We start from the raw sequence: 22,598 nt of genomic DNA, 5'->3' as shown, positions 1-22,598 counted from the left end.
AAATAGTCCTTGGCCTGCTGAATTTCTTCTGGGGTCATAGATTTTTCCTGTTTTTCTTATTTTTACAGCAATTTTCTCTACTCACATCACTAAGCATTTATACTCAGGGCAAAAGTGGGATGCTCCCATTTATTTTGATGACTTACCGTGTTATTTGTTAATGATTTGGACAAATGAGTGGGCCGCAATTTGAGTTTGATCCCAGAAAAAGCAAATCTAATAAAATCAAGCATGGAATAAGCTTTACTGAAGCTCAATTTTTATGGTCAGACAATCAGAGAATTCAGATTCCAGCCCGCACCGATGATGAGCCTCGCTTTCTCGTAATTGGTATAATCGAAGATAAGCACTGGTCAGCGGTGATTACCTATCGTGGTAAAAAAAATTAGGATTATTTCGGTTCGTCGTTCCAGAAGAGAGGAGGTGATGCTCTATGAAGGCTGAGAATTTTGATCGTAAGTTTGACGCAGGAGAGTCAATTCTTGAATACTTGGATTTATCCCAAATTCAAAGAGGAAATAATCACGAAAACGAAGAAGAAATTATTGCGCTGGCATTGCCGTCGTCCATGATTCTTGCATTAAAAGCAGAGAGTCAGCGGAGCAACCTTCCATTGAATATAGTGCTAAAAAATTGGATTGAAGAGAAATTATCGGCTCCATTTTGAGCAAGCAATCTAAGGCTTTATGTAAATGTAGGTTGTTGGAATATTGGGTAAAAATTTTTATCAGTGTTAAGAACATTTTGGAAACGTATTTAAACGCCTTCCCTGGTCGTAACTTTGAGTAGAATTCGGATTGGAATTCTCCCATGTCGCCAGGAACTTTCTAACGCATTTCAAACACTATCGGAGGACATTTCCCCTGAGGTGGCATGGAAAAAACAAAGTTTCTTTTCTCTAATATTAATTCAACCAAGCAAAAATGCCGCAATTGGTTGTCCTTACTCAATAGCAATGCCGGTGAGATCAGCTAGTTTAGTTTAGTGTTTTTGTTTTTAAATCGTTTAAATTTACTGAAGTGGTCTAAATCTAGCTATAGTATCCCCATCAACCATCTTGATCAATGCCATGGGAAACACTATCAAAGCACCTCTGACTATCCAGGGAGTTGGACTGCACTCTGGAGTGGAAACCACCGTTACCCTCTGTCCAGTGATAGCGGGGAAGGGTCGCTATTTTCAGCGGGTTGATTTGCCAAAAAAGCCAATTATTCCAGCGGATTTGACCTGGGTGCGGGAAGCCATGCTTTCGACGGAGCTAGGGGAACCCGGGGCAACGATCAGGACAGTGGAACATTTACTGGCAACCCTAGTGGCCTTGGACATTGGTGATTTACGCATTGAAGTTAACGGTCCGGAAGTGCCTCTGCTGGATGGTTCTGCCTTGAGTTGGTTAACGGCGATCGCCAGGGTGGGGATTAGGCCCCAATCAAAGAAAAAGCAAGGGCAACCCATTGTGATTACGACCCCTTTGACCTGCCAAATAGAAGATGCGTTTGTAGCGGCTTTTCCCTGTGCAACTACCCGCTTCAGCTACGGTGTGGATTATCCCTATCTGCCCATTGGTAAACAGTGGTACACCTGGGAACCGGCCCAGGAAAAATTTGCCACGGCGATCGCCCCAGCTCGGACTTTTGGTTTTGCGGATCAGATTGAAAAATTGCGCCAGGCCGGACTAATTAAGGGGGGCAGTTTAGAAAATGCCTTGGTGTGCGACAAAGAGAAATGGCTCAATCCACCTTTACGTTTCCCCGATGAGCCGGTGCGCCATAAGCTCTTGGATTTGCTGGGGGACTTAAGTCTACTGGGTAAAATTCCCCAAGCCCATTTTGTCGCCTACAAAGCTAGCCACAAACTCCATACCCAGTTGGCGCAAAAAATTGCCGACACCTATGGTTAAAAAAGGCGTTTGCCGGGAACGCTCAATGCCCAGGCATGGGAGAAATATGTTTACTTCAATTCTTGCTAACTTTTTTTGATTTTTGAAGACTGTTCACAATGCCCCTTTGCTTACCCAAGCTTGGGGGGAAATCCGACAAAAGTACCTTAACATCAGGGTCGATTTAGGGGGCAAACCAGAACTTTGCTAACAAGCTTTTAGGGGGCCTTCGGTTCGGTCAGAATAATTTTCCGTTGTTGGGGATCGTGACGGGGGCTTAATTCCTCCATAATTTTGCGGCTCTGGCTGGGGTCAAAACTACGGTGGAAGTCACTACGGAGTTGCTTAACCCTGGCCTCCGTTTCTTCTACCTGCATCTGAATTTCGTTCAGTTTGGCCTGTTGGGTTTGTTGATGGGGCAACAATCTGGCGATCGCCATTATGGAAACCACGACAAAAATACCATTGAGGCCCAGCTTGAAAAGAATTTCCCACACTAGCCACTTATGCTCAGGCTGAAACTTTTGTTCAGGGCGCTTACGACTTCTGGAACGGGGGCGACGGGCACTACTGGGTTTGAACGTTTGGGCAGTCATGGCGGGTAATTTTTGAGCCGGAGATAGCAAGAGGTCTGACAACTCACACCGGACTCTAAAGATGCCAGCATTTCCCCTAAAAATCAATAGGGCGCAACGCATCGCGCCCCAAGGATCGGATTATAGGGCCGACGTTGGTCTACTTATAAAGTTCCGTGGAGAGACGGAAAGCTAGGAAAGCAGGCAGGAGAGCAACCACTAAGGCTGCCAAAATTTGGGTGTCAGATAATGCCATGGATAGTTAACTCCTAGATAAAAACAGATCGTGAGAAACATTAACAACACTTTGCAATATGGGGGCAGTTTTGGGAAACAAGTTGTTACAAGTCTTTAGAAAACTCGATACTTACCCAACTCCTATTCCCGGGGTGGCCAACCGGATAACCTAGTCTGGGCTAGAGTTCTCCCCGGATTTCCTCCACCACGCCATCCCGCAGCACCAACTCCACCCCCATTTTTTGCACCAGGTTATCCCCTTTTTGCAGACGGAAAAAGCTCTCCATCTGGCCCTGGATCACTTCCTGGTTGAGTTCTAATAACTGCACCTGTTGCATTTGTTGCAGAGCTTGGTTTTTTTGCTCGAGGATTTCGCTCTTTTGTTGATTGACCTGCATTTGAATGTTTTCAATTTGCTGGCTGACATTGGGGGGCAGGGGCACCAAGCTTTGTTTTTTGATCTCGGCGATCGCCCGTTGACTTTGGGCGTCGAGTTGTTGCACTTGATTATCCATCTGACCCACCTGGGCTTGGAGTTGTTGTTGCATCTCCTCTTTCCAGCGGGGGGTAACAATTACCTTGAGGGTGACGGGACGCTTGAGCAGTAATGTGTTGTTAGTATCGTCCATAAATTAAATTAAACCTAAAACTAGGGAAAGGGTTACATTGCAGTGCATCCCCAGAATATCTCCCCAGTGCGGTTAAACCAAGCTAGAAGCCCTACCAATTGACCCTAGAGGTCATCACCATCAACCAGGGGTGCCACCACCACAGCAGGGCAATAAAGCCCATTACCCCCACATAGGCTGGTTTGATAAATTCTTGCCATACCAGGGTCTGCTTTCCTTCCCAAATCGCTTGAAAGGGAATAATGGAAGTCCTTTGCTTGACCTGCAAAAAAGCTTCGCCATATTTCTCGTACCAACGGCGATCGCCATGCCAGACCGCAAAACAATGGTGGGCAATTAGCCCCAGACTGGTGACCAAAGTAAAAGTAGTTCCTAACCAGAGGGTATGGGCCATACACCAAATTACCTGGCCGACCATTTGGGGATGGCGACAAATGCGAATAATACCCGTTTCATATAGATGGATTTTCGGCTTTTGGATAGCGGCAATTTCCAAGAGGTTAAAAGTGGCGGGGAAAAGGAAGAAAAAGGAAAGGGCAGACAAAATCCACACCAGAGGTTTAACTCCCGTGACTCCCTGTACTTGCCAGAGTTGGAGGCCGTCGTAGCGATGGTTGAAAAAATAAATAATTAGACCCGTGGCCAGGGGAATACTCACCAAGGCAAATAGGACTCGATAGCCCCTAGCGCCAATTTTGCTTTCTCCCCAGGGTCGTAGGGCCGCTAACCCACTATGGGCCACTGCAAACAAGAGAAGATAGGCAGCAATAATGCCATGGCTGGGGGTCAACCAGGGCCAGGGGGAGGAAAGATTAAACAAGGCCAAGTAATTTAGTGGGGAGAATGGGGCAAAAACCATGGAAAAGTCTACTGGGTCAATGGCTAACGGCGAAACGGCGATCGCCAACGATGACAGTTAACCAACAATACATTTTCCCACACCCCCACAGCCAAAGACGGCCTAGAATTGAGCATTGCTGTTTCTGCACCGTCCCGCCCCCTAGGTAATTTGCCATGCAGCGCACCCGATTAAATACCATTGTTGAAGTTCGTGGCCAGCAACTTTCCCAATTTTTCAGGAATCCCTGGCGACGTATTTCTCTGAGTTTATTAGCCTTTTTGTTCGGTTTTTTTGTTGGCACTGCCGTAGCCACCACCGCCGGCCAGAATGCTCAATGGGACGTGGTTTGTGCTGCCTTTATTCTGCTTTTTTGTGAATTTGTCAATCGTTGGTTCTATCGCCGGGGGGTGAAAATGGGAGAATTGCGGGCTGACATATTGAATATTTTTAAAATGGGAGTTTCTTACAGTTTATTTTTGGAAGCTTTCAAATTGGGTTCTTAGGGAGGTATTCAAAAAATACTCCTGCCAAGTTGAGAACGAAAGCGCATATACTACCTGGTATTATGAAAGTTTTAATAGGGACAAATTAAAATTTTATAAACGGAGTTTTAAAGATATTTTCAGGGAAACCATGCTTGATTTAGGGGTTCAATTTAGGTTTAGAAAATGGCATCATTAATCAGCTTTTGGCTATTTTTTGCCTTCAGTTTACTGCAACCTCAACAAAGACAGTTTTTAGCTAGTAAACCTCGGCAAGACTGGTTGTTAGATAGCGCAGGCTTGATAGTGCAGGGGGCAATCATTCCCTTATTGCAATTATTATTAGTAATAAATTTTTATTCCCTCATTATTCCCCAGTGGCAACATAGTTTTAATCTGTTCTTCGGGGGTCAATTTTTACTGGGCTTTGTGGCCATTGATTACGTTTACTATTGGGCCCACCGAGCACTGCACGGCAAATTACTATTTACCATTCACCAAGTCCACCATACCGTTAGTCAAATGGATATGGTTAGCTGTGCTCGCAATACCCTCTGGTCTAGTTTGTTTTTACCCTACGTTTGGTTAAATAGCTTCATAATTTATTTATTGCAGGACGCTAGGGGATATATTTTGGCTATTAGTTGCACCTATTTGCTTGATTTGTGGCGACACAGTTCTCTGAATATAAATAAAGATTTTTTGTTACACCATTGCCTAAATAGTTGGTTGATTTTGCCCCAAGACCATAACCTACATCATCAACAAGCTGTCGGAGGAAATTTTAGTGCTAATTTAAAAATTTGGGATAAACTTCATGGCACTTACTTAAAGGATACATCACCTGAAGTAGTTAATCAGTCCAATAGTTTACAACCTGTGCCCATTAAACTTAACTTAACTCTATGGCAACAACTTGTTTGGCCCTTTGCCAAGAATGGACAAGAAAGTTAGCTCGATTGAAAAAATAGTGATTTTTTAATACTTCAAACTGAGTGGATTCAGCACAATGATTATGTCATCAAATAACTTATAACTTCGTTACTCCATGACTCTGTTAAGTAAACTCCTAGCTTTATTTCCAGGCTTAGTAGTCACTTTAGCCCTGATTTGTTTTATTGCTTGGGTCATGACTCAGGATTGGTGGTGGTTAATATTGCTAATACTAACCATTTACGGCTTACCTTTATTAACCTATCGAATTCATCAATTGTTTTATCCTCTCCAACCAGGGTTTAGCTATCTTGTCGGCAAACAATATAGTCCTTGGTGGGGAACTTATCAAATCCAACTGATTTATAGCGCCTTTCCTGCCCTCGAAAGATTACTACACTTTGTCCCAGGCTTATTTTCTCTTTGGCTCCGGTTATGGGGCTCCACCATCGGGCAAAAAGTGCTCTGGACTCCCAGCATACAAATCCTAGACCGGGGGATGTTACACATTGGCAACCAGGTGATATTTGGTCATCAAGTTACCTTCGTGGGCCACGCCATCAAACCAAAACAACATAATCTCCTGCTTTACGTTGACCGGATCACCGTTGGCAATAATGTTTTCATCAGTGCGGAGGTAGGCCTTAGCCCCGGAGTGGCGATCGCCGATGGAAGTTACATTCCCTTTGGCAAAAAGATTTTTCCACGGCAAAAGGTTGGACCCGAAAAGTAAATCACACCGGGCTAACGGGGGAAACGAGTCATCAAAGCCTGCACCTGTTCCGCATGGTAGGAACTGCGGGTCAAAGGGGAAGCCACCACCTGCAAAAAGCCAATGGACTCACCGTAAACTCGCCAAGCATCGAATTGTTCCGGAGTGACAAATTCCTTAACCCCTAAATGTTTTTGGCTAGGTTGGAGATACTGACCAATGGTTAAAATATCGCAGTCCACCCCTCGTAGATCTTCCATCACCTGTCGTACTTCGGCGTCCGTTTCCCCCAGCCCCACCATAATGCCGGATTTGGTGTAAACCTTGGGCAAAATTTGCTTAGCTTGGTTAAATAGCTCTAAGGACTGGCCATAATCTGCCTGGGGTCGCACGCGTTTATAAAGTCTGGGTACTGTTTCCATATTGTGATTTAACACCTCTGGAGCCGCTTCCAATAATGTTGCCAAAGCCTGCCAATTGCCGCATAGATCCGGAATTAAAACCTCAATGGTGGTGCCTGGGGAAATCCTGCGAGTTGCTTCAAGACAACCCACAAACTGGGAGGCTCCTCCATCGGGTAAATCATCCCGATTAACCGCGGTAATCACCACATGCTTGAGATTTAGCCTTTTCACCGCGGCCGCTAATCTTTCCGGTTCCGTCGGGTCGAGGGGCTGGGGTCGCTTTTCAAAGTCGATGTCACAATAGGGGCAAGCCCTTGTGCAAGCAGGGCCCATAATCAAAAAGGTAGCCGTCCCGGCCTGGAAGCACTCCCCAATGTTGGGACAGGAAGCTTCTTCACATACGGTGTTTAATTGCAAATCCCGTAGAATATCCTTAACACTGCCCACCCTCTGCCATTGGGGCGCTTTGACTCGGAGCCAATCCGGTTTGACGGTCACGTCCAATCTCTCCTGCTATGGGAGATCCGATTGTACCAAAAATTCCTAACAGCCTTTCTCCGCACCTGGGGGAAAAGGGAAGATTTCTGCTCCACTGACCCAGGCAAACGGGGAAATTTAGATTGACGGCTGAAAACTTTGTTCCATCTCTCCATTCATGGTCAAGGTCCGAAACCCTAAAACTACTTGGGTTTGCCGGTAAATTTAGCTCCCAGGATAAAGTTGGCAAACCAACCCTAAAAGTTAGAATGGTTGGCGGACAAGGTTTTCCCCATACCGCCATGACACAAGCCAATGCTGATCCCTGTTTTGAAACCGGACATATTTGCCCCATTCAGCATGTGGTGGATTTACTGGACAATAAATGGTCCATTTTGGTGTTGCGAGAACTGTTCAAGGGACAACGACGCACGGGGCAGTTGTTGGATGCTTTGCCCGGTTGCAGTACCAAAACCCTGACCCTAAGACTTAGGCAACTGGAAACCCATGGCATCATCAATCGGGATGTGTATCCAGAAATCCCCCCCAGGGTGGAGTACTCCCTCACTGCTAGGGGTAGGGAAATTCAGCCAGTGCTGATTGCCATGCACAAACTGGGCTCCGACTGGCTAGAGCAAGAATCCTGTGAATGCAGTATTGTGACCGGCGAGGGGGCCAACTGATACGCCCTGCAAGGTTTTCTCTCTGGGGTCAACTCTGCACTATGACCAGAGTTTCTGCTTGGCTCCGCTGTTGCATTAACTCAATCTTCCCACTCTAACCATGACCAAACGCAATTCTTTTGGCCTTGGGCATTGCTAGGAGCTAGGGAGATGGTAATCCTGGTTAGACCCAACCTAGACAAACCTAGACAGTGGTGGCCCAAGCAAATGCCAGACTGGCGATCGCCGTTGCCGGGAACTCAACAGCCGCTAGGATATTAAAAAGCCCATTTGCTTAATCTTGTTGAGAGTGCATCGCCATGAATCTAGTCAGCCTCGAAAATTTTTTAGACAATACTGCCTTCCTTGTGCTTTTGCTGACCATGTTTGCCTACTGGGTGGCGGTGGTGTTTCCTAAACCATGGTTAATGCAGGGGGCCAGTGGAGCCATGGCGATCGCCAATTTGACTATTACGGCTCTGTTGGGGGCTCGGTGGCTAGAGGCGGGCTATTTTCCCATTAGTAATCTTTACGAATCCCTATTTTTCCTGGCCTGGGGCATTACGGCGGTCCATTTCATTGCTGAGCGCATGAGCCAAAGCCGTTTTGTCGGGGCAGTCACCAGTCCGATCGCCTTGGGTATTGTGGCCTTTGCCACCTTGACCTTGCCGGTGGATATGCAACAGTCTGCTCCCCTGGTACCGGCGCTGAAATCCAACTGGTTGATGATGCACGTCAGTGTGATGATGGTCAGCTATGCCACCCTCATGGTGGGCTCCCTATTGGCGATCGCCTTTTTGTTTGTTACCAGGGGTCAGGCAGTGGAGCTCCGGGGTAGTTCCGTTGGTACGGGGGGGTTCCGGCAAGGATTGGTGAAAGGCAATAACCTCAATACAGTGAGTGGTCTAAGTCCTGCCCTGGAAGGGGTAAACAGTAACTCTGGCAATGTGGCGGTGCTGGAAAAAACCACTGCCGTTCCCACCATCACCCTTTCTCCCCAACGACTTACCCTGGCGGATACTTTAGACAATATTAGTTACCGCATTATTGGTCTAGGCTTTCCCCTCCTCACTATTGGCATTATTGCCGGAGCCGTATGGGCCAACGAAGCCTGGGGTTCCTACTGGAGTTGGGATCCCAAGGAAACCTGGGCGCTAATAACCTGGTTAGTGTTTGCTGCCTATCTCCATGCCCGCATCACCAAAGGTTGGCAGGGCCGCAAACCCGCTATTTTGGCCGCCAGCGGTTTTACGGTGGTCTGGATTTGTTACCTGGGCGTCAATTTATTGGGTAAAGGTCTCCATTCCTATGGTTGGTTTCTGTAATTCTTTTACAACCTAGGGTTGCTATCCAAAAACCTATAGGGCAGTGGAAACGCTGACACCTTTACCGGCCGCTCTTGCAATTCAAATATTTACTCAGGGATGTGTGCAAGCACATCTTTTTTTTGCTGAAAGTTGCGGCCAGAAGTGGAATTTCGGCAATCCCACCAACATCTTTCCTGGAAACCGAATCTAGCCTAGGAGGGGAAATTTTAAGATGGAACCATCAAAGGTTAATCAATCCCTCCCATACATTAGGAGTTAACATTATGTCTCTCATTCTTTACAATCCCCTGCGGGAAATGGATAGCTTCCAACGGCAAATGAATCAACTGTTTGATGAAGTTTTTGTGCCTTCAGAGCGTCATAGCGATCGCCAAGAATTTAGCCCTAAAGCAGAATTAACTGAAACCGAAGAAGCCTATGTGCTCAAGCTCGAATTGCCCGGCATTAGCCCCGACAATTTAGACATCCAAGCCACCAGGGATGCGGTGACCGTCAGCGGCGATCGCCAGGATACCCACAGCACGGAAAAAGATGGTGTGCGGCGTACCGAGTTTCACTATGGCAGTTTCCACCGAGTTATCCCTGTGCCTGGACTAATTCAAAATTCAGAAGTTAAAGCTAACTATGATGCTGGTATCTTAACTCTCACTTTACCCAAAGTGGAAGAAGCAAAAAATAAAGTAGTGAAAGTTCAACTGTCTTAATAGTTCCATTCCCTTAGCTGGGGCAATCACCATTTGAAATTTGTCAAACCTCCTTTCCCTAGGGATTGGAGGATTTTTTTGTTTCTTTATAAAAACATAATTAATAAAGTTATTATATATTGATTAATTTAATTGGATTGATAAAATTAATTTTTCTTAACTTAAAATTTGTCTTGTTTTAAATATTTAGATATTATCCAAGGGACTTGTTAGCCTTAATTTTTAATAGAAAATGTTCAGATCAGAAATTTTTCTGGAACTTCCAATAATCACCAAGGCAGCACCATTGCTTGGTCAAATTTCCGGTGACATGCCAAATATAGCCGGAGTAGCCGGAGAAAATCTAACGGAATCTCTCATTGGCTTGGGTAAAGCCCTGGTAATCCTAATTGTCGGTTGGCTGGTGGCCAATATCTGCCGGAGTATCACCACCAAAGCATTCCAAAAAACCCATTTGGACAATATCCTTGCCGCTAAATTTCTCGATAGCGACGAAGCTAAAACTCCCCCCGTGGAGCGATGGCTGGGGGACTTTGCTTTTTGGATTGTGCTCCTATTTACCCTAGTAGCTTTTTTTAATGCTCTGGATCTAGAAGCAGTATCGGAACCCCTGAACGGCCTACTTGAGCAAATTACTGTTTTCTTCCCCAGAATTATTGGGGCTTTAATTTTGGGTGCCTTGGCCTGGGCGATCGCCACCTTGGTGAAGCTTGTTTCCAGCAAAGCCTTGGGGGAATCGGGTTTATCCCAAAAACTGGGTCTGACATCCGAGGACGATGACTCAGAACAAGCCAGCAACGCCGCCAATAACCTGGGGGAAACCATCGGCAATGCCCTGTACTGGTTTATTTTTCTATTGTTCCTACCTTCAATTCTCAACACCTTGGGATTACAGGGAACTTTAGAGCCAGTGCAGGGATTGTTAGACCAAATCCTGCTGGTACTGCCCAACGTCCTCGGCGCAGTCATTATCGGCACCGTGGGCTGGGTGGTGGCTAAAATTGTCAGTCAAGTGGTCACTAATTTGGCCGATGGCATCGGCATTGATAGCTTAGGGGAGCGTTTCGGACTGCGGGGAGGAGAAGGTCGCCAAAATTTGGCCGATATTCTCGGTGTTTTTGTCTATGTACTAATCTTGATTCCAGTGGCCATCACGGCCCTAGACGCCCTGCAAATTAACGCCATTTCTGAGCCAGCTACGGCTATGCTTGACCAGGTAATGGCTTTATTACCGAAACTTTTTGCCGCCAGTGTGGTGATGGTTTTAGCCTTTGTGGCGGGTCAATACGTTGCCAACCTAGTTAGTAGCCTGTTGAGTTCCATTGGTTTTGACAATCTCTTTGAACTGCTTGGCTTTGATCTCAATAGCACCCAAGAGTCCATTGACCAATCCGTTGAAGTGGATGGGGAACCCAAGGTAAACCTTCCCTCCGGTGTGGCGTTGAAAACTCCCTCTCAGTTGGGGGGCATCATTGTCCTAGTGGGCATCATGTTGGTGGCGACCCTGACGGCGGTGGATATTCTGCAAATTGCCGCCCTCACCACGGTGATGGGGGTCATTCTCCAGGTGGCGGCCCAGGTGTTAATTGGCTTGGTGATTTTCACCTTTGGTCTCTATCTGGCCAACTTGGCGTTTAAGTTGATTACCAGCACCGGCACCCGTCAATCCCGTTTACTTGGTCATACCGCCCGTATTGCCATTTTGGTATTGGTTTCGGCCATGGCTCTGCAACAAATGGGCATTGCCCCCAATATTGTTAATTTAGCCTTTGGTCTTTTGACTGGTGGTATTGCCGTGGCGATCGCCTTAGCGTTTGGGCTTGGGGGTCGGGAAGTGGCCGGGGAAAAACTTCGCCAATGGCTGGATTCCTTTGATGAAGAGAAATAGAGCCATATTGCCAAATCAATATTTCCCCAGTCCCCGTTAAATAATGATGGGGGCTTTTTCTTAGCCAAAAGCTTCTACTTTTTGTAAAAATTCCTGGGTTAACTTGATAAAAGCCTTAGACCCCGCCGTATTGGGCATGGAAGTAACCACCGGCATAAAACTATCCACCGCCTTGGCCACATTGACATCTATGGGGATGGACTGCTGAAAAAGTTGTCCCGGGGTGAAATCCGTTTGCACCCGCCGCATTACTTGGTTATAGTAACGACTCATCAGGCCGCCACCGGAGAGGATGAATACCACTCCAATTAGGTTGATGTTCAGGGGATCATCAGACGCTTTATGGCTTTCTTTCAGTTTTTCAATCCTTCTTTCTAGTAACTGCATCCCCACCACCGATAAAGGTTCCGGGCGGGCTGGCAACAAATAAAAATCACTGGCCGCAATGCCACTGCGGGTCAGCAGATTATAACCAGGGGCACAGTCGAGGATGACAAAATCGTATTCCTCCAGCACTGGCGCTAACATTTCCTTGATCAACGTCCCCTCAAACTTATTCCACACCGTCTCAAAGTTCGGATTTTCCGTGGCGATCGCCGCTTGGTGGAGCTTTTCCGAAACCAGGTATTCATCGTAAAGTTCAATGTCTCCGGGTAGTAGTTCCAAACCCTCAATCTGACAAATTTCTGGGCAGATAATATCGAAAATATCTAATTTACTGTAGGGATTGGGCTGGATAGCATTACCCAACAAATAACTGAGGGTTTTACCTTTTTTGCGGATGCCAGCAAAATCATGGGGCGCCATCAAACTGAGGGTGGCACTAATTTGGGAATCCAAGTCCAGCACCAAAACCCGTTTTTGAAAATATTTAGCCAGGCAGGTGGCCAAGTTAACGGTCAAAGTGGTCTTGCCAACTCCTCCCTTCATATTGACGGTGCTGATGATTTTGGCCATGGGCAATAGGAGTAATGAAAAACTTTGGCAATGGTACAGGCAAGGGGAACCATGGTAGGTAGCCCTTCTAGCAGACAGGGCACTCCCGGTCCGAGGTTCCAGCCCAGCAATCAAATAAAAAATCAATGGATTTCATTGATCCCATAGGTGGAAGCTATGCCAAGCCGAGCCGCCATAAAGACGATAAAGTTGGACCAAACCTTGGCCAATGGCTGTTTGGCGTGCCATGGACAACCCTTAAGCAAATGTTAAGAAGTCCTCACTTAACTCGGTAAACCTTGACATAATTTTGCAAAAACGTAAAAATGGATACAGAAAGTAAATCGTTCATCTTCTCTTTTTGAAGAAGACGGAAGTAGGGATATATTCCTGAAGGAACGCGCCTCCTCTACCTTCAACAACAATTAGGAGCGCACTATGCAATTAAGTTACCGTGGAGTCAGTTACGACTACAATCCCCCCAAAGTGGAAACCGAAGTTTTGGGGCTGGCCGGCAGTTACCGTGGTTTGGACTATCGTTTCCGTCGCACCACCGCCAAAAACGTCATTCAACCTAACGTCAATCTAACCTACCGGGGAGTTTCCTTTAACCCCGCTCGGGATTTGCAGCCCGAACTGTACACTGCCACCAAAAAAGTGGAAGTTGCTGCGGCCCTCAGCCAAATTTCTTTCCAGGACCGGGTCCGGGCCCGTCTGCACAGCAAAACCCAGGCTATTAAAAAACGCCAGCAATCTTTGTTGGTACGTTTAGCTGAGGAAATTGGTTTGAACACCGACCAAGCTGTCAACAGTGCTGTCCGCATCCAAGGTAAAGTTTTGGCTAATTTTCGTTCCGACTATGCCAGTCAAGGCGTGGCCATGAGCTAGTTTAATTTGACTTTCGGGGCCCAAGTTAGTTACTCTTACCTACTAATTAGTCGCCTCAATTATTCTATTTCCCCCTTGGGCACTGCGCTTGGGGGAATTGTTTTGCCAAGTTACTCATTCATGTTGCGATAAGTCGCCACGGCGGAGGGAGAAATGCCGTTCAAATAACGGAAGATCCAATATTTAAAGACTGTGTCTAAAATTACCGGAAAAGTAGCAATGAAAAGAAAGTTAAAATCTTGATTTTCCGGCAAGCCAAAATGACGGGCAATACTAGCCAAAATCACTTCCCAACCGTGGGGAGAGTGAAAACCCACAAACATATCCGTAAAGAGAATAATCAAAAATGCCTTAGCTGAGTCGCTCAAGCCATAGACAATTTCGTCAATAAATTCTTTTAAAACTTCGATTTCCCGTTGACTATTAATCAAAACAACCGAAAAGGCCACCAGGGAAAAAATATCAGCAAAAATGTTGGCGATCGCATTAGTGCTAACCTGGCGGTAGGTTTCGGAAATTTCCTTGGCTTTTTCCGCTAGCTTTTCCTCTTTCTCTGCCGGCGAAAGTTTGTTGCCAAAGCCCAACAGTTCTCGAAAGCGGAGGGATTCTTCAAAATGGCTCAATTCCTGATAGGCTTCTGCTTCCATACTCTGGTTAATGAACACAATTTCATTATTGCGCTCAAAAAATGATTCCACTGAAGGCAAAAGAAAAAATGTTTTAGTTAATTGGTGGGCCAGCAGAGGCACAATAATTAAGGTTAAAATAAATTTAATGGAGAGGGCAGTTTTATAGCGGGAATTGCGATACTGTTTGAGCACCTTTTGCTCTGTGTCGCTGGACTGGGGGTCCATTTCCTGCTTCAAACGATCGATGGTACGTAAAAAGGAACGGGGTAAAACACCAGACTTCTGGGTAGCAGTGTCGACCTTTTGTTGGGTATCTTCCCGCCGAATGTATTGAAAACCTTCCCGACGTTTTTTGCTGACTTGTCGTTGTTTGTTAACAGCTATGGCAGGTAAATCTAGCACCCCACCATTGGCAATTTGCTTGGGGGGATGAATCTGGGGGAGTTCGCCATCGTAGCGCTGTAATATGTCATCAATAAATTGCAGTCGATCAAGAATATATTCCGTTTCTGGATCCTGTTTAACCGCCGGATCTAGACCAAGAATTTTGACAAATTCTTGGTCACTGTTGAGGTGGTAAATTTCCTGCTCTATTTTCCTCAAATGCCGTTGAATTTGGTTGGCAAAATAAGTGACGGTGTCGGCACTGTAATCGCAATTTTCTGGCCCTATTTTTTTGCCTTGAAAGTATTGATCTTCAATTTCCTTTATTTTTAGTGCAGACCGGAAGGCTTGCTCCAGGGATTTTTGTGAAGATCTGCCAAACCACTGGGTTGCCCCTTGCCACCAATTTGTTAAATCCATTGACTGATGATTGGGTGAAAAAACAGCTAAGATGTTGTTTGATAAGGTTGTCTGATAAAGTTTTGGTTTACGTTCAAGCTGCCCAAACTACGGTGGCCTAGGGTTTGACCCGTAAGGTTTTGGGATTGAGCAATACAGGGAATCTTAGCAGAACCAACGGGAACTATCAGGGGTAAAAGATTTGGCAGAAATAATCTGGCTAGAAGGGCGATCGCTCAGCGGCAAAACCCATCGATTAACCCAGTTATATGGCCAGTGGTGGCGAAGTTTAGAATTTCACCGGGGTCTGGATCAACCGACATTGGCTTTGGTATTGGCGGCCAATGGCCAAACCCGACGGCGCTTAAGCCGTAGTTTGGAGCGGGAAATCGGCGGCGACGCACCGGTAATGGGCAAAACCCCCCTGGGACTGATGAGGGAGGATGTGCATTTATTTTGGCCACTATTGCTAGGGGAAGGGATTACCCAGCAACTTTTCCCTACCCAGTTGCGACCGGAAACGGAACAATGGTTGGCGGTGGAGCAATGGCAGAGTCAATATCCAGGGCGGGATAGCTCCTTAAATGCGGCCCAGAGGTCTAGGTTAGTCCGTAATTTGTTGGATTTGGGTCAGTTGGCGGGGGCGGCGGGTTGGCAAGATCGCCAGGTGCTAGAACGATTAACAGCAGGGGAAATCAGGGTAACCCCAGGGGAAATTACCCCAGAAGAGGCGATCGCCTTTTGGCAACATTGGCGGCAATGGTGTTTGGAAAAAGGATTTTTGACCTACGGGCTGATTTTTCACTGTTATGGGCAATATTTACTGAAAAAAACTCAATATCAGCAATATTTACGACAACGCTACGACGCAATTTTTGCCGATGACGTGGACGACTATCCGGCGATCGCCGTGGATTTATTTAGTCAGTTCCAGTCCCATTGTTCCTGGGCTGTCTTTAGCTTTAATCCAGACGGTCAGGTGCGTTTGGGGTTAAATGCCGATCCCGATGCTTTGGCGGTGCTGGCCCAGGGGGCTAAGGTGGAACGGTTAGAAAGACCAACAGGCATTGTGCCCCAATTATCGGCCCAGGTGTTGACTCTGCTCAAAGACCCCCGATCGCCGGATAGATTGCCGCCTCAAGTACAGACTCTGCAAACCTTTTCCCGGGCCCAACTGCTCCGACAAACTGCAGATCAGATTATTGCGGCAGTGCACCAAGGGGAAATTAGGCCCCAGGACATTGCCATCATCGCCCCCGGTCTGGACGAAATTGCCCGCTACAGTTTTTTGGAAATTTTTAACAAAGCTGGCATTGACACCATTGCCCTCAATGAGCAACGCCCCCTTAGTAGTGCCCCCTTAATTCGCAGTTTATTAACCCTGTTGGCCTTGGTGTATGACCTGGGGGAATGGGCCCGCCGAGAACAGGTGGCGGAAATGTTGGTAATGCTGAGTGAACGACGCTCTCGAAGTCACACCACTCTGGCGATCGATCCTGTGCGGGCAGGGCTATTGGCGGATACCTGCTACGCCATTAATCCCCAAGCCCCGGCTTTGATGCCCATAGAGCAATATCCCCGCTGGGACCGTTTCGGCTACCAAGCTAGCCAAGCCTATGGCGCTTTACGGGATTGGTTAAGCCAGCAAAAACAGGCCTTGGCCCAGGAGATTTTATCACCAGTCACCATGCTGGATCGGGCGATTCGTGAACAATTACCTCCAGAACACCAACTTACCTATGGGGAATTGACTTCTTTGCGGGAATTGATGGAAACTCTTCAGCACTTTTGGCGCGTACAAAGCAAACTCCAGGGTAATTCCTACCCCAACGGGGAAAGCCTGCCCCAGATACGGGAAAAGCTGGCCCTATTTTTGCAACTGCTTAGTCAAGGCACCGTCACAGCCCAACCCCGACCGGATATTCCCGATTGGTTACCCCCACCGCCGGCCATTACCCTGGCCACCATTTACCAATATCGTTCCCTCCGTAGCCAACACCGCTGGCACTTTTGGCTTGATGCTGGCGATCGCCTCTGGGAAATGGGGGGAGCATCCCAGCTATTTGGATCGCCACTGTTACTACGCCATCGAGAACCAAAGCCCTGGACGGAACCAGAACAATTACAGTGGGACCAGGAACGCTTTGAGCGCATCGTGCGGGATTTATTAGCCAGGGTGACGGAAAAACTAGTACTCTGTCACAGTGAAATTAGCGTGCGGGGCACAGAACAGGTGGGTAGGCTCTTAAATATTATTCAACGGGCGGAAAATTTATCCATTTAGCAATAGCCATGGCAACAGAACAGTTTCAAAACTTAAACCATTGCTTGTGGAAGAATCATCAATACTTAAGCTGGATTAAAGCAAAGGCAATAAAAGCTTTTAGCGGGCTGGTGCAGGATAAATTCTGACTACCAAAGGAGAGGTAATAATGGTGGTAATAATTGCCATGATCACAAACATGGTAAAAATCACCGGAGAAATTACACCTAGTGTTAGACCCACGTTGAGAATAATCAATTCCGTCAAACCCCTTGTATTCATTAGCCAGCCCAAGGCCTTAGCCTCTTGTTTTTCCACTCCCATTACCCTGGTAGTCACATAAACCCCCCAATATTTACCGGCGATCGCCGCCGCCACCACTAAGGCGCACACTGCCCAGAGATAGGGTTTATTTAGCAAACCAAGATCTGTACTTAATCCACTATAGGCGAAGAAAATAGGTAAAAGAAATGTGGAAACAAAATCTTCAGTTTTAGTGGTTAATTCTGCGTTTAGGTTTGTATTTTTAGGTAAGATTGCCCCCAGAATAAAGCCACCAAAAATCATATCAATGCCAATCCACTGCGTGATCATAGCTGAGAGAACAACCATAATATAAATAAAAGTTAATAATCCTTTGTTGAGGTAATTAGTTTGGCCATAATTACGAAGAATATATTTAAATAATTTTTGTCCCAGGGTCACCATAAAAACGGTATAAACAGCGATGCCCAATAGGGTGGGTAAGGCACCGAAAATATTGTCCGTACGGGTCACCGCAATGGCGATCGCCAATAAACACCAAGCACTGATATCATCCACCGAAGCACAGGTTAAACCCAGGGTCCCGAGGGGGGTTTTATCCAGACCGGTGTCTTTTAAAATACGCGCCAGCACCGGAAATGCCGTAATCGACATGGCGGCTCCAATGAAGAGGGCGAAGGGAATAAAGCTGGTTTTATTGGGTTGATTGAGGGAGTAGAGGACAAAAAAAGACAGCACTACCCCCAGCACAAATGGAAAGAAAATACTGACATTAGAAGTGACAATGGCAACTTTTAATTTTTGCCGCAGATGTTGGGGATTAAGCTCTAAACCCACTAAGAACATATAAAAAATTAAGCCAATTTCCGAGAGCAAATATAGAAATGGCTGGGTAGTGGCGGGGAAAAAACTTTTTTCTAGGGTAGGGGACAACAGACCGAGGAGAGAAGGCCCCAACATAATCCCCGCAATAATTTCCCCGATCACAGGGGGCTGTTGAAAGCGGGCAAACAGCAGACCAATCAGGCGAGCCAAGCCAATAATCACAACGATATTGGCAAGAATTAGCAGTAGAGTATTGGTGTCCATGGTTGTTGTGACCCATCCAGGCCTTGATTTCCCAAAGTTTGATTGGGAAAAACAATATCCTGCGAAAAGCACAATATACCAGATACCAAGGTAGACGATGAACTACTAACTACTGCCCCAGGTTTATCAGATCAAGTCTGTTCAGTAAAGAGCAAGCAGTAACTCCCTTTGACATCAGTTACAACAGGTTATAGGTAGTCCCTTTAATTTTGTGTAAACTGGGATTCTAGTGATAGAAAAACGGGACTTCTGGCCAGGTCAAAAGATCAAAAACAACTTAGTGATTTTATGATCATGCCCAACCCTAGGCGGAGGTCACTTCCCGCAAATTGGTTTTGACTTTTAGTAATAAATCCTGAGGTAAAAAAGGCTTTTGCAGATTATCATTCACCCCAGACATTTTGGCCTTGATGCTATGGACTAAATTGTCATTCTCCACCATTAACATAATGGGCACCTGTTTAAGCTGGGGCGATTTACGACATAGAGAAGCTAACTGGTAGCCATCCATTTTTTCCATGTCAGCATTAATCAAAATTAAATCAGGACTTTGACCTTGGAGGGAAGCCAAAGCCTTAAATGGGTCAGTAATGGTGTTAACTCGATAGCCACCTTTTTCTAAGGTATATTCGACAACGTGCTGATGGGTTTGGTTTTCGTCCACACTAACCACCAAAGGACGGTTATCAATGGCAATTTCCTGGTAGGGGAGCATAGTAATATCCCCGGCTTTGATTAAATTCCGCATGGCGATCGCCAATTGGAGAGTGCTCAATTTGGTGGCACTGGCAATGTCATAAAGACAATTCAAATTCTCCAAACTCTGTTGAAAAGCTTTCCAGAACTCTTCTGTGGTCTCGAAATTAGCCTTTGCTAAAGTCCCCTGCAACTTCCGGACATCCTGCACCAAAGGCCGTTGAAAGGGAGAATTAATTTCTGAACGTAATTCCCACCAGTAATTTACTTTCTTCTCAATGGGCCCCACCGCCTGCTCCAAATTCAGATTCAAGAAAAGATGTCTTAATTTGTTGTTAGGATCTAGGCGATATTCAGTTTTAGGTAGGGAAAGGGCCTGGACTAGAGCCTCTTGGGTAAACTGGGTTAACACTGACCGAGTTTGCTGAAAGGAAAAATACTTTTTTTTCCATAGCTCACAGATATAGTTATAGTCACTATCCAACTGGGCGGGCAGTTGCAGATGACCCTGCTGGAACAACTTGCCCAACATATAATTCAGGCGCTTCCCATTACCCACCGCGCTGTTAGCGAAGTGAATTTTGCCGTTACCCAGGTAAATTTGCCAATCAACAAATTCATCGAAGGGATTGCGGATAACCAGTTGACCGGTGAACTGCTCGGCCATTAACTGCTCCAATAGCTCCCGAGGAATCGCCCGTTTAATCTCATTATCTTGAGATTTTTGGAGCCTAGGAAGTTGCAATTGATTAGCCATGGCACGATCCTCGGAAAAGGGCAGGGTCAAAGCGGTCATAAAATTTTTAATTTAGTTATTGATTTAGCTAAAGACAAATAACGGAGCTGATGCCCGAAATTTTAAAAACCTAATGGGCGGCGATCGCCTTGCTCGAAGTTTTGGTGGAACAACAATGGTGGAGATAATGGGTCATCTTGTCTTCGTTCAGGGGGCAACTGAAGAAAAAACCCTGGAGCACATCACACTGCAAAGATTGAAGTAAATGGAGTTGGCTTTCTGTTTCCACACCTTCTGCCACCACAATCAATTGCAAACGTTGACCAAGGTTGATAATGCTTTCGAGGATAACTTCCGCCTTTTGGTGCGTCTCCAGATCCGCTAAAAAAGATTTGTCAATTTTTAACGTGTGGACGGGCAGTTCCTTCAGCACTGATAGGGAAGAGTAACCAGTGCCAAAATCATCGATCGCCAAATATACCCCCAATCGTTGTAGGTCCCGGAGAACCCCAATGGTGTGCTGTAAATCTTTAAAAATTAATCCCTCGGTCACCTCCAACTGTAGTTGGGCTGGGGGCATGTCAGTTTCCTCCAGAATCCGCTGGACCGTCTCGGCAAAATCAGCTTTCTGCAACTGCTGCAAGGATAAATTCACCCCCAACAAAAAGGGAGGCACCCCCTGGGCTTGCCACATTTTATATTGACGACAAGCGGCGCCTAGGACCCACTCGCCAATGGCCGTTACCAGTCCCGCTTCCTCCGCTATGGGAATGAATTCTGTCGGGGAAACATTACCCAACCTAGGATCTTGCCAACGCACTAGGGCTTCTACCCCCACCAGATTAATTCCCTGCCCATCCCATTGGGGTTGAAAATCTAGCCTAAATCCACGCTCTGTTACCGCCTTAGCTAGGGCCTGCTTAATATATTGCTTGCGATCAGTGGAGGCTGGGGTGGCAATCTCAGCCTGAGAAAAACTATTCTCAGCCAAGGACAGGGGAAAGCGTGGAAATATAAACATAGATTTTCCAGGATTCAATAGGGATGGCTCCAGGGGAGGAACTTGGCGACCGGCGGACTCTCTTTGGAGGTCTAGGTCTAGGCACAGGACAGAATCAATACATGGGATTCAGGAAGGGAAATCTTAAGATTTTCTTAAGACTTTACACTAAGATTCTTAAGGGATTGTTAAGCCAGCGTTAAGAATTGTAACAGAGTCTCAGGATAGAAACAATCAGCCAATCGATTTAATCCTCTTGCCAGGCCAGACAGAATCCAAGCTTTGTGGATAAATCTAAATTAACTGGAGCAGATGGTAGCTAGCCTGGCGATCGATAGTCCGTAACATTCAGCACCTTTGCCCTTTGAAAGGGGGGTAACATGCACAAAAGTTACTTTAAGATTGCGTTATTTGCATTTAAAGGTTGACTTCGACCGCAAAATACGAACAGAGGGTCATTAATGTCAAAGCTGGAGTGGGGTTGAGCCGTTGTGTTTGTTTGGGTAATGGTTTTAGAAAGTTGAATTGAGTTTATTCTATTCACTGCGGTTCGCGATGGTCGGTATCAACTGTCACCTTTGAGCCTTAAGTCGGGGGGGAGTGGAGCCGTTAGAGTGATGGTTTCTTGGGTACGGGGATGGAGAAAACCCAGTTGGTAGCTGTGGAGAATATAGCCACTGTCACTTGGCCGGGCGTTGGTTTGATGGTTGAAAGGGACACCGCCGGGGCCGTAAAGGCGATCGCCAAGCAAAGGGTAGCCCAAGCTGGCCAGATGAATGCGAATTTGGTGGGGTCGGCCAGTGGTAATTTCCACCTCGAGCCAAGTTTTGTCCGCAGATCGAGCCAGGATTTTGCCGTAGCTGTGGGATTGTTTCCCATTGGGGGTGGCAGCGTAGATGTATCCCAGTTGGGGGTAGGGACTCTTGCCGATCGCCTGGTGACATTCAAATTGTTCCGGCAAAGTACAGGGACCGATGAGGGTGCGGTAAATTTTGCGGCAACGACGTTCCCGAAATTGACGACTGAGTTCCCGCCGCCCCAGGGCAGAACGACCAAGCAATAAAAGCCCTGAAGTGCCGGTGCCCAAACGATGCAGGGGAAACAACGACTCCTGGGAAAACTGAATTTTTAATTGTTCTAAGACGGTGTGGTAAACAAAATCTCCCCCCGGTAACACCGGTAATCCCGCTGGCTTATCAATGGCCCAGATGTCTTCATCCTGGTACAACACCGATAAGCTTAGGGGCACATCCGGCTCAGCCCAGGGCGATCGCCAATAGGTGAGAATTTGTCCTGATTGCAGAGGGTGATGGGGATTGATGGGCTGACCATTGAGCTGAATTTGTCCCCGTTCAATGCGTTCTTGCCAAGTTTGGCGATCGGAGTGGCCATAGCGTTGACTGTAGAAATCCAACACTGTTTGACCTGCCCCTTTGACGTTGATCCGGTCAGTGTAAAGCCAACCTTGATTAAGCTTATTTCCCAATCAATTGCTCCTCAATTTTCCCCCTTAAGCATAGTGTCACCCATTAGCATTGAATAAAGTCTATTGATATTTTATTG

23 protein-coding genes and 1 riboswitch are annotated in these 22,598 nt (G+C 46.5%); of the genes, 12 read left to right on the top strand and 11 right to left on the bottom strand.

What is annotated here, in order from left to right:
• The first annotated feature begins 173 nt into the window (after positions 1-173).
• The 3 genes from IQ217_RS12790 to lpxC all read left to right on the top strand — a co-directional run bounded on the left by IQ217_RS12790 (position 174) and on the right by lpxC (position 1,900).
• Entirely contained in the window at positions 174-389 is a 216-nt protein-coding gene (locus IQ217_RS12790; RefSeq protein ID WP_228024077.1) for a BrnT family toxin, read from the top strand.
• Between the two features lie 44 nt (positions 390-433).
• On the top strand, positions 434-667 hold the full coding sequence (gene brnA / locus IQ217_RS12785) for a type II toxin-antitoxin system BrnA family antitoxin (protein ID WP_194020231.1): 234 nt from the start codon (positions 434-436) through the stop codon (positions 665-667).
• 402 nt (positions 668-1,069) lie between these two features.
• Positions 1,070-1,900, top strand: coding sequence for a UDP-3-O-acyl-N-acetylglucosamine deacetylase (gene lpxC / locus IQ217_RS12780; protein WP_194020230.1), 831 nt, complete (start codon positions 1,070-1,072; stop codon positions 1,898-1,900).
• Positions 1,901-2,097: 197 nt separating this feature from the next.
• Here the strand turns inward: lpxC and IQ217_RS12775 are convergent, their stop codons facing one another.
• The 4 genes from IQ217_RS12775 to IQ217_RS12760 all read right to left on the bottom strand — a co-directional run bounded on the left by IQ217_RS12775 (position 2,098) and on the right by IQ217_RS12760 (position 4,140).
• Entirely contained in the window at positions 2,098-2,475 is a 378-nt protein-coding gene (locus tag IQ217_RS12775; protein WP_194020229.1) for a slr1601 family putative cell division protein, read from the bottom strand.
• A gap of 139 nt (positions 2,476-2,614) precedes the next feature.
• On the bottom strand, positions 2,615-2,710 hold the full coding sequence (gene psaM / locus IQ217_RS12770; RefSeq protein WP_010871633.1) for a photosystem I reaction center subunit XII: 96 nt from the start codon (positions 2,708-2,710) through the stop codon (positions 2,615-2,617).
• Between the two features lie 160 nt (positions 2,711-2,870).
• Entirely contained in the window at positions 2,871-3,320 is a 450-nt protein-coding gene (locus tag IQ217_RS12765; RefSeq protein ID WP_190598306.1) for a YlqD family protein, read from the bottom strand.
• A 91-nt stretch (positions 3,321-3,411) separates the two neighbouring features.
• Positions 3,412-4,140 (bottom strand): NnrU family protein, encoded by a 729-nt coding sequence (locus IQ217_RS12760; protein WP_194020234.1) that lies wholly within the window; start codon positions 4,138-4,140, stop codon positions 3,412-3,414.
• Between the two features lie 194 nt (positions 4,141-4,334).
• Between IQ217_RS12760 and IQ217_RS12755 the strand changes: the two genes are divergently transcribed.
• The 3 genes from IQ217_RS12755 (at position 4,335) to IQ217_RS12745 (ending at position 6,309) form a co-directional block, all read left to right on the top strand.
• Positions 4,335-4,664 (top strand): DUF565 domain-containing protein, encoded by a 330-nt coding sequence (locus IQ217_RS12755; RefSeq protein WP_190598298.1) that lies wholly within the window; start codon positions 4,335-4,337, stop codon positions 4,662-4,664.
• A gap of 165 nt (positions 4,665-4,829) precedes the next feature.
• Complete coding sequence (locus IQ217_RS12750; protein ID WP_194020228.1) at positions 4,830-5,597, top strand: sterol desaturase family protein; 768 nt, start codon at positions 4,830-4,832, stop codon at positions 5,595-5,597.
• A 94-nt stretch (positions 5,598-5,691) separates the two neighbouring features.
• Positions 5,692-6,309 (top strand): acyl transferase, encoded by a 618-nt coding sequence (locus tag IQ217_RS12745; RefSeq protein ID WP_194020227.1) that lies wholly within the window; start codon positions 5,692-5,694, stop codon positions 6,307-6,309.
• 11 nt (positions 6,310-6,320) lie between these two features.
• Here the strand turns inward: IQ217_RS12745 and lipA are convergent, their stop codons facing one another.
• Entirely contained in the window at positions 6,321-7,190 is an 870-nt protein-coding gene (gene lipA / locus IQ217_RS12740; protein WP_194020226.1) for a lipoyl synthase, read from the bottom strand.
• 248 nt (positions 7,191-7,438) lie between these two features.
• On the opposite strand from lipA, the gene IQ217_RS12735 reads away from it, so the two are divergent.
• From IQ217_RS12735 to IQ217_RS12720, 4 genes are all read left to right on the top strand, one after another.
• Positions 7,439-7,852 (top strand): winged helix-turn-helix transcriptional regulator, encoded by a 414-nt coding sequence (locus tag IQ217_RS12735; protein WP_194020225.1) that lies wholly within the window; start codon positions 7,439-7,441, stop codon positions 7,850-7,852.
• Positions 7,853-8,151: 299 nt separating this feature from the next.
• Entirely contained in the window at positions 8,152-9,156 is a 1,005-nt protein-coding gene (gene ccsB, locus IQ217_RS12730) for a c-type cytochrome biogenesis protein CcsB (RefSeq protein WP_194020224.1), read from the top strand.
• Positions 9,157-9,422: 266 nt separating this feature from the next.
• Positions 9,423-9,863, top strand: a complete 441-nt coding sequence (locus IQ217_RS12725; protein ID WP_194020223.1) for an Hsp20/alpha crystallin family protein — start codon at positions 9,423-9,425, stop codon at positions 9,861-9,863.
• A gap of 232 nt (positions 9,864-10,095) precedes the next feature.
• On the top strand, positions 10,096-11,751 hold the full coding sequence (locus tag IQ217_RS12720) for a mechanosensitive ion channel (RefSeq protein ID WP_228024079.1): 1,656 nt from the start codon (positions 10,096-10,098) through the stop codon (positions 11,749-11,751).
• A 60-nt stretch (positions 11,752-11,811) separates the two neighbouring features.
• Here IQ217_RS12720 and IQ217_RS12715 read toward each other — a convergent pair whose 3' ends face one another.
• A complete protein-coding gene (locus IQ217_RS12715; protein WP_194020222.1) occupies positions 11,812-12,708 on the bottom strand; it encodes a ParA family protein in 897 nt (298 codons plus the stop codon).
• A gap of 322 nt (positions 12,709-13,030) precedes the next feature.
• Positions 13,031-13,092: riboswitch (Glutamine riboswitch) on the top strand.
• A gap of 33 nt (positions 13,093-13,125) precedes the next feature.
• On the opposite strand from IQ217_RS12715, the gene IQ217_RS12710 reads away from it, so the two are divergent.
• A complete protein-coding gene (locus IQ217_RS12710; protein WP_194020221.1) occupies positions 13,126-13,575 on the top strand; it encodes a DUF4278 domain-containing protein in 450 nt (149 codons plus the stop codon).
• 110 nt (positions 13,576-13,685) lie between these two features.
• Here IQ217_RS12710 and IQ217_RS12705 read toward each other — a convergent pair whose 3' ends face one another.
• Complete coding sequence (locus IQ217_RS12705; protein ID WP_194020220.1) at positions 13,686-15,008, bottom strand: proton extrusion protein PcxA; 1,323 nt, start codon at positions 15,006-15,008, stop codon at positions 13,686-13,688.
• A 181-nt stretch (positions 15,009-15,189) separates the two neighbouring features.
• On the opposite strand from IQ217_RS12705, the gene IQ217_RS12700 reads away from it, so the two are divergent.
• A complete protein-coding gene (locus tag IQ217_RS12700; RefSeq protein ID WP_228024080.1) occupies positions 15,190-17,271 on the top strand; it encodes a PD-(D/E)XK nuclease family protein in 2,082 nt (693 codons plus the stop codon).
• Between the two features lie 99 nt (positions 17,272-17,370).
• Here the strand turns inward: IQ217_RS12700 and IQ217_RS12695 are convergent, their stop codons facing one another.
• From IQ217_RS12695 to IQ217_RS12680, 4 genes are all read right to left on the bottom strand, one after another.
• Positions 17,371-18,603, bottom strand: a complete 1,233-nt coding sequence (locus IQ217_RS12695; protein ID WP_194020219.1) for a cation:proton antiporter domain-containing protein — start codon at positions 18,601-18,603, stop codon at positions 17,371-17,373.
• A gap of 304 nt (positions 18,604-18,907) precedes the next feature.
• Positions 18,908-20,095 carry a response regulator gene (locus IQ217_RS12690; protein WP_194020218.1) on the bottom strand — a complete coding sequence of 396 codons (1,188 nt, stop codon included), beginning with the start codon at positions 20,093-20,095 and terminating at the stop codon, positions 18,908-18,910.
• 70 nt (positions 20,096-20,165) lie between these two features.
• Positions 20,166-21,056 (bottom strand): putative bifunctional diguanylate cyclase/phosphodiesterase, encoded by an 891-nt coding sequence (locus tag IQ217_RS12685; protein WP_194020217.1) that lies wholly within the window; start codon positions 21,054-21,056, stop codon positions 20,166-20,168.
• Positions 21,057-21,600: 544 nt separating this feature from the next.
• Positions 21,601-22,521, bottom strand: a complete 921-nt coding sequence (locus IQ217_RS12680) for an RluA family pseudouridine synthase (protein WP_194020216.1) — start codon at positions 22,519-22,521, stop codon at positions 21,601-21,603.
• Positions 22,522-22,598: the final 77 nt, after the last annotated feature.

Source organism: Synechocystis salina LEGE 00031 (assembly GCF_015207985.1).
Classification (GTDB): Bacteria; Cyanobacteriota; Cyanobacteriia; order Cyanobacteriales; family Microcystaceae; genus Synechocystis; species Synechocystis salina.
The sequence above is the reverse complement of the archived record's forward strand: the minus strand, read 5'-3'. Positions and strand labels throughout refer to the sequence as shown.

What these genes read in the sequence shown, in the direction of transcription:
- IQ217_RS12695 (WP_194020219.1), bottom strand. Translation starts at nt 18,603, where the DNA reads ATGGACACCAATACTCTACTGCTAATTCTTGCCAATATCGTTGTGATT.
- IQ217_RS12720 (WP_228024079.1), top strand. Translation starts at nt 10,096, where the DNA reads ATGTTCAGATCAGAAATTTTTCTGGAACTTCCAATAATCACCAAGGCA.
- IQ217_RS12790 (WP_228024077.1), top strand. Translation starts at nt 174, where the DNA reads ATGAGTGGGCCGCAATTTGAGTTTGATCCCAGAAAAAGCAAATCTAAT.
- IQ217_RS12750 (WP_194020228.1), top strand. Translation starts at nt 4,830, where the DNA reads ATGGCATCATTAATCAGCTTTTGGCTATTTTTTGCCTTCAGTTTACTG.
- IQ217_RS12755 (WP_190598298.1), top strand. Translation starts at nt 4,335, where the DNA reads ATGCAGCGCACCCGATTAAATACCATTGTTGAAGTTCGTGGCCAGCAA.
- IQ217_RS12710 (WP_194020221.1), top strand. Translation starts at nt 13,126, where the DNA reads ATGCAATTAAGTTACCGTGGAGTCAGTTACGACTACAATCCCCCCAAA.
- lpxC (WP_194020230.1), top strand. Translation starts at nt 1,070, where the DNA reads ATGGGAAACACTATCAAAGCACCTCTGACTATCCAGGGAGTTGGACTG.
- IQ217_RS12745 (WP_194020227.1), top strand. Translation starts at nt 5,692, where the DNA reads ATGACTCTGTTAAGTAAACTCCTAGCTTTATTTCCAGGCTTAGTAGTC.
- ccsB (WP_194020224.1), top strand. Translation starts at nt 8,152, where the DNA reads ATGAATCTAGTCAGCCTCGAAAATTTTTTAGACAATACTGCCTTCCTT.
- psaM (WP_010871633.1), bottom strand. Translation starts at nt 2,710, where the DNA reads ATGGCATTATCTGACACCCAAATTTTGGCAGCCTTAGTGGTTGCTCTC.
- IQ217_RS12735 (WP_194020225.1), top strand. Translation starts at nt 7,439, where the DNA reads ATGGTTGGCGGACAAGGTTTTCCCCATACCGCCATGACACAAGCCAAT.
- brnA (WP_194020231.1), top strand. Translation starts at nt 434, where the DNA reads ATGAAGGCTGAGAATTTTGATCGTAAGTTTGACGCAGGAGAGTCAATT.
- IQ217_RS12725 (WP_194020223.1), top strand. Translation starts at nt 9,423, where the DNA reads ATGTCTCTCATTCTTTACAATCCCCTGCGGGAAATGGATAGCTTCCAA.
- IQ217_RS12690 (WP_194020218.1), bottom strand. Translation starts at nt 20,095, where the DNA reads ATGACCGCTTTGACCCTGCCCTTTTCCGAGGATCGTGCCATGGCTAAT.
- IQ217_RS12715 (WP_194020222.1), bottom strand. Translation starts at nt 12,708, where the DNA reads ATGGCCAAAATCATCAGCACCGTCAATATGAAGGGAGGAGTTGGCAAG.
- IQ217_RS12685 (WP_194020217.1), bottom strand. Translation starts at nt 21,056, where the DNA reads ATGTTTATATTTCCACGCTTTCCCCTGTCCTTGGCTGAGAATAGTTTT.
- IQ217_RS12705 (WP_194020220.1), bottom strand. Translation starts at nt 15,008, where the DNA reads ATGGATTTAACAAATTGGTGGCAAGGGGCAACCCAGTGGTTTGGCAGA.
- IQ217_RS12775 (WP_194020229.1), bottom strand. Translation starts at nt 2,475, where the DNA reads ATGACTGCCCAAACGTTCAAACCCAGTAGTGCCCGTCGCCCCCGTTCC.
- IQ217_RS12765 (WP_190598306.1), bottom strand. Translation starts at nt 3,320, where the DNA reads ATGGACGATACTAACAACACATTACTGCTCAAGCGTCCCGTCACCCTC.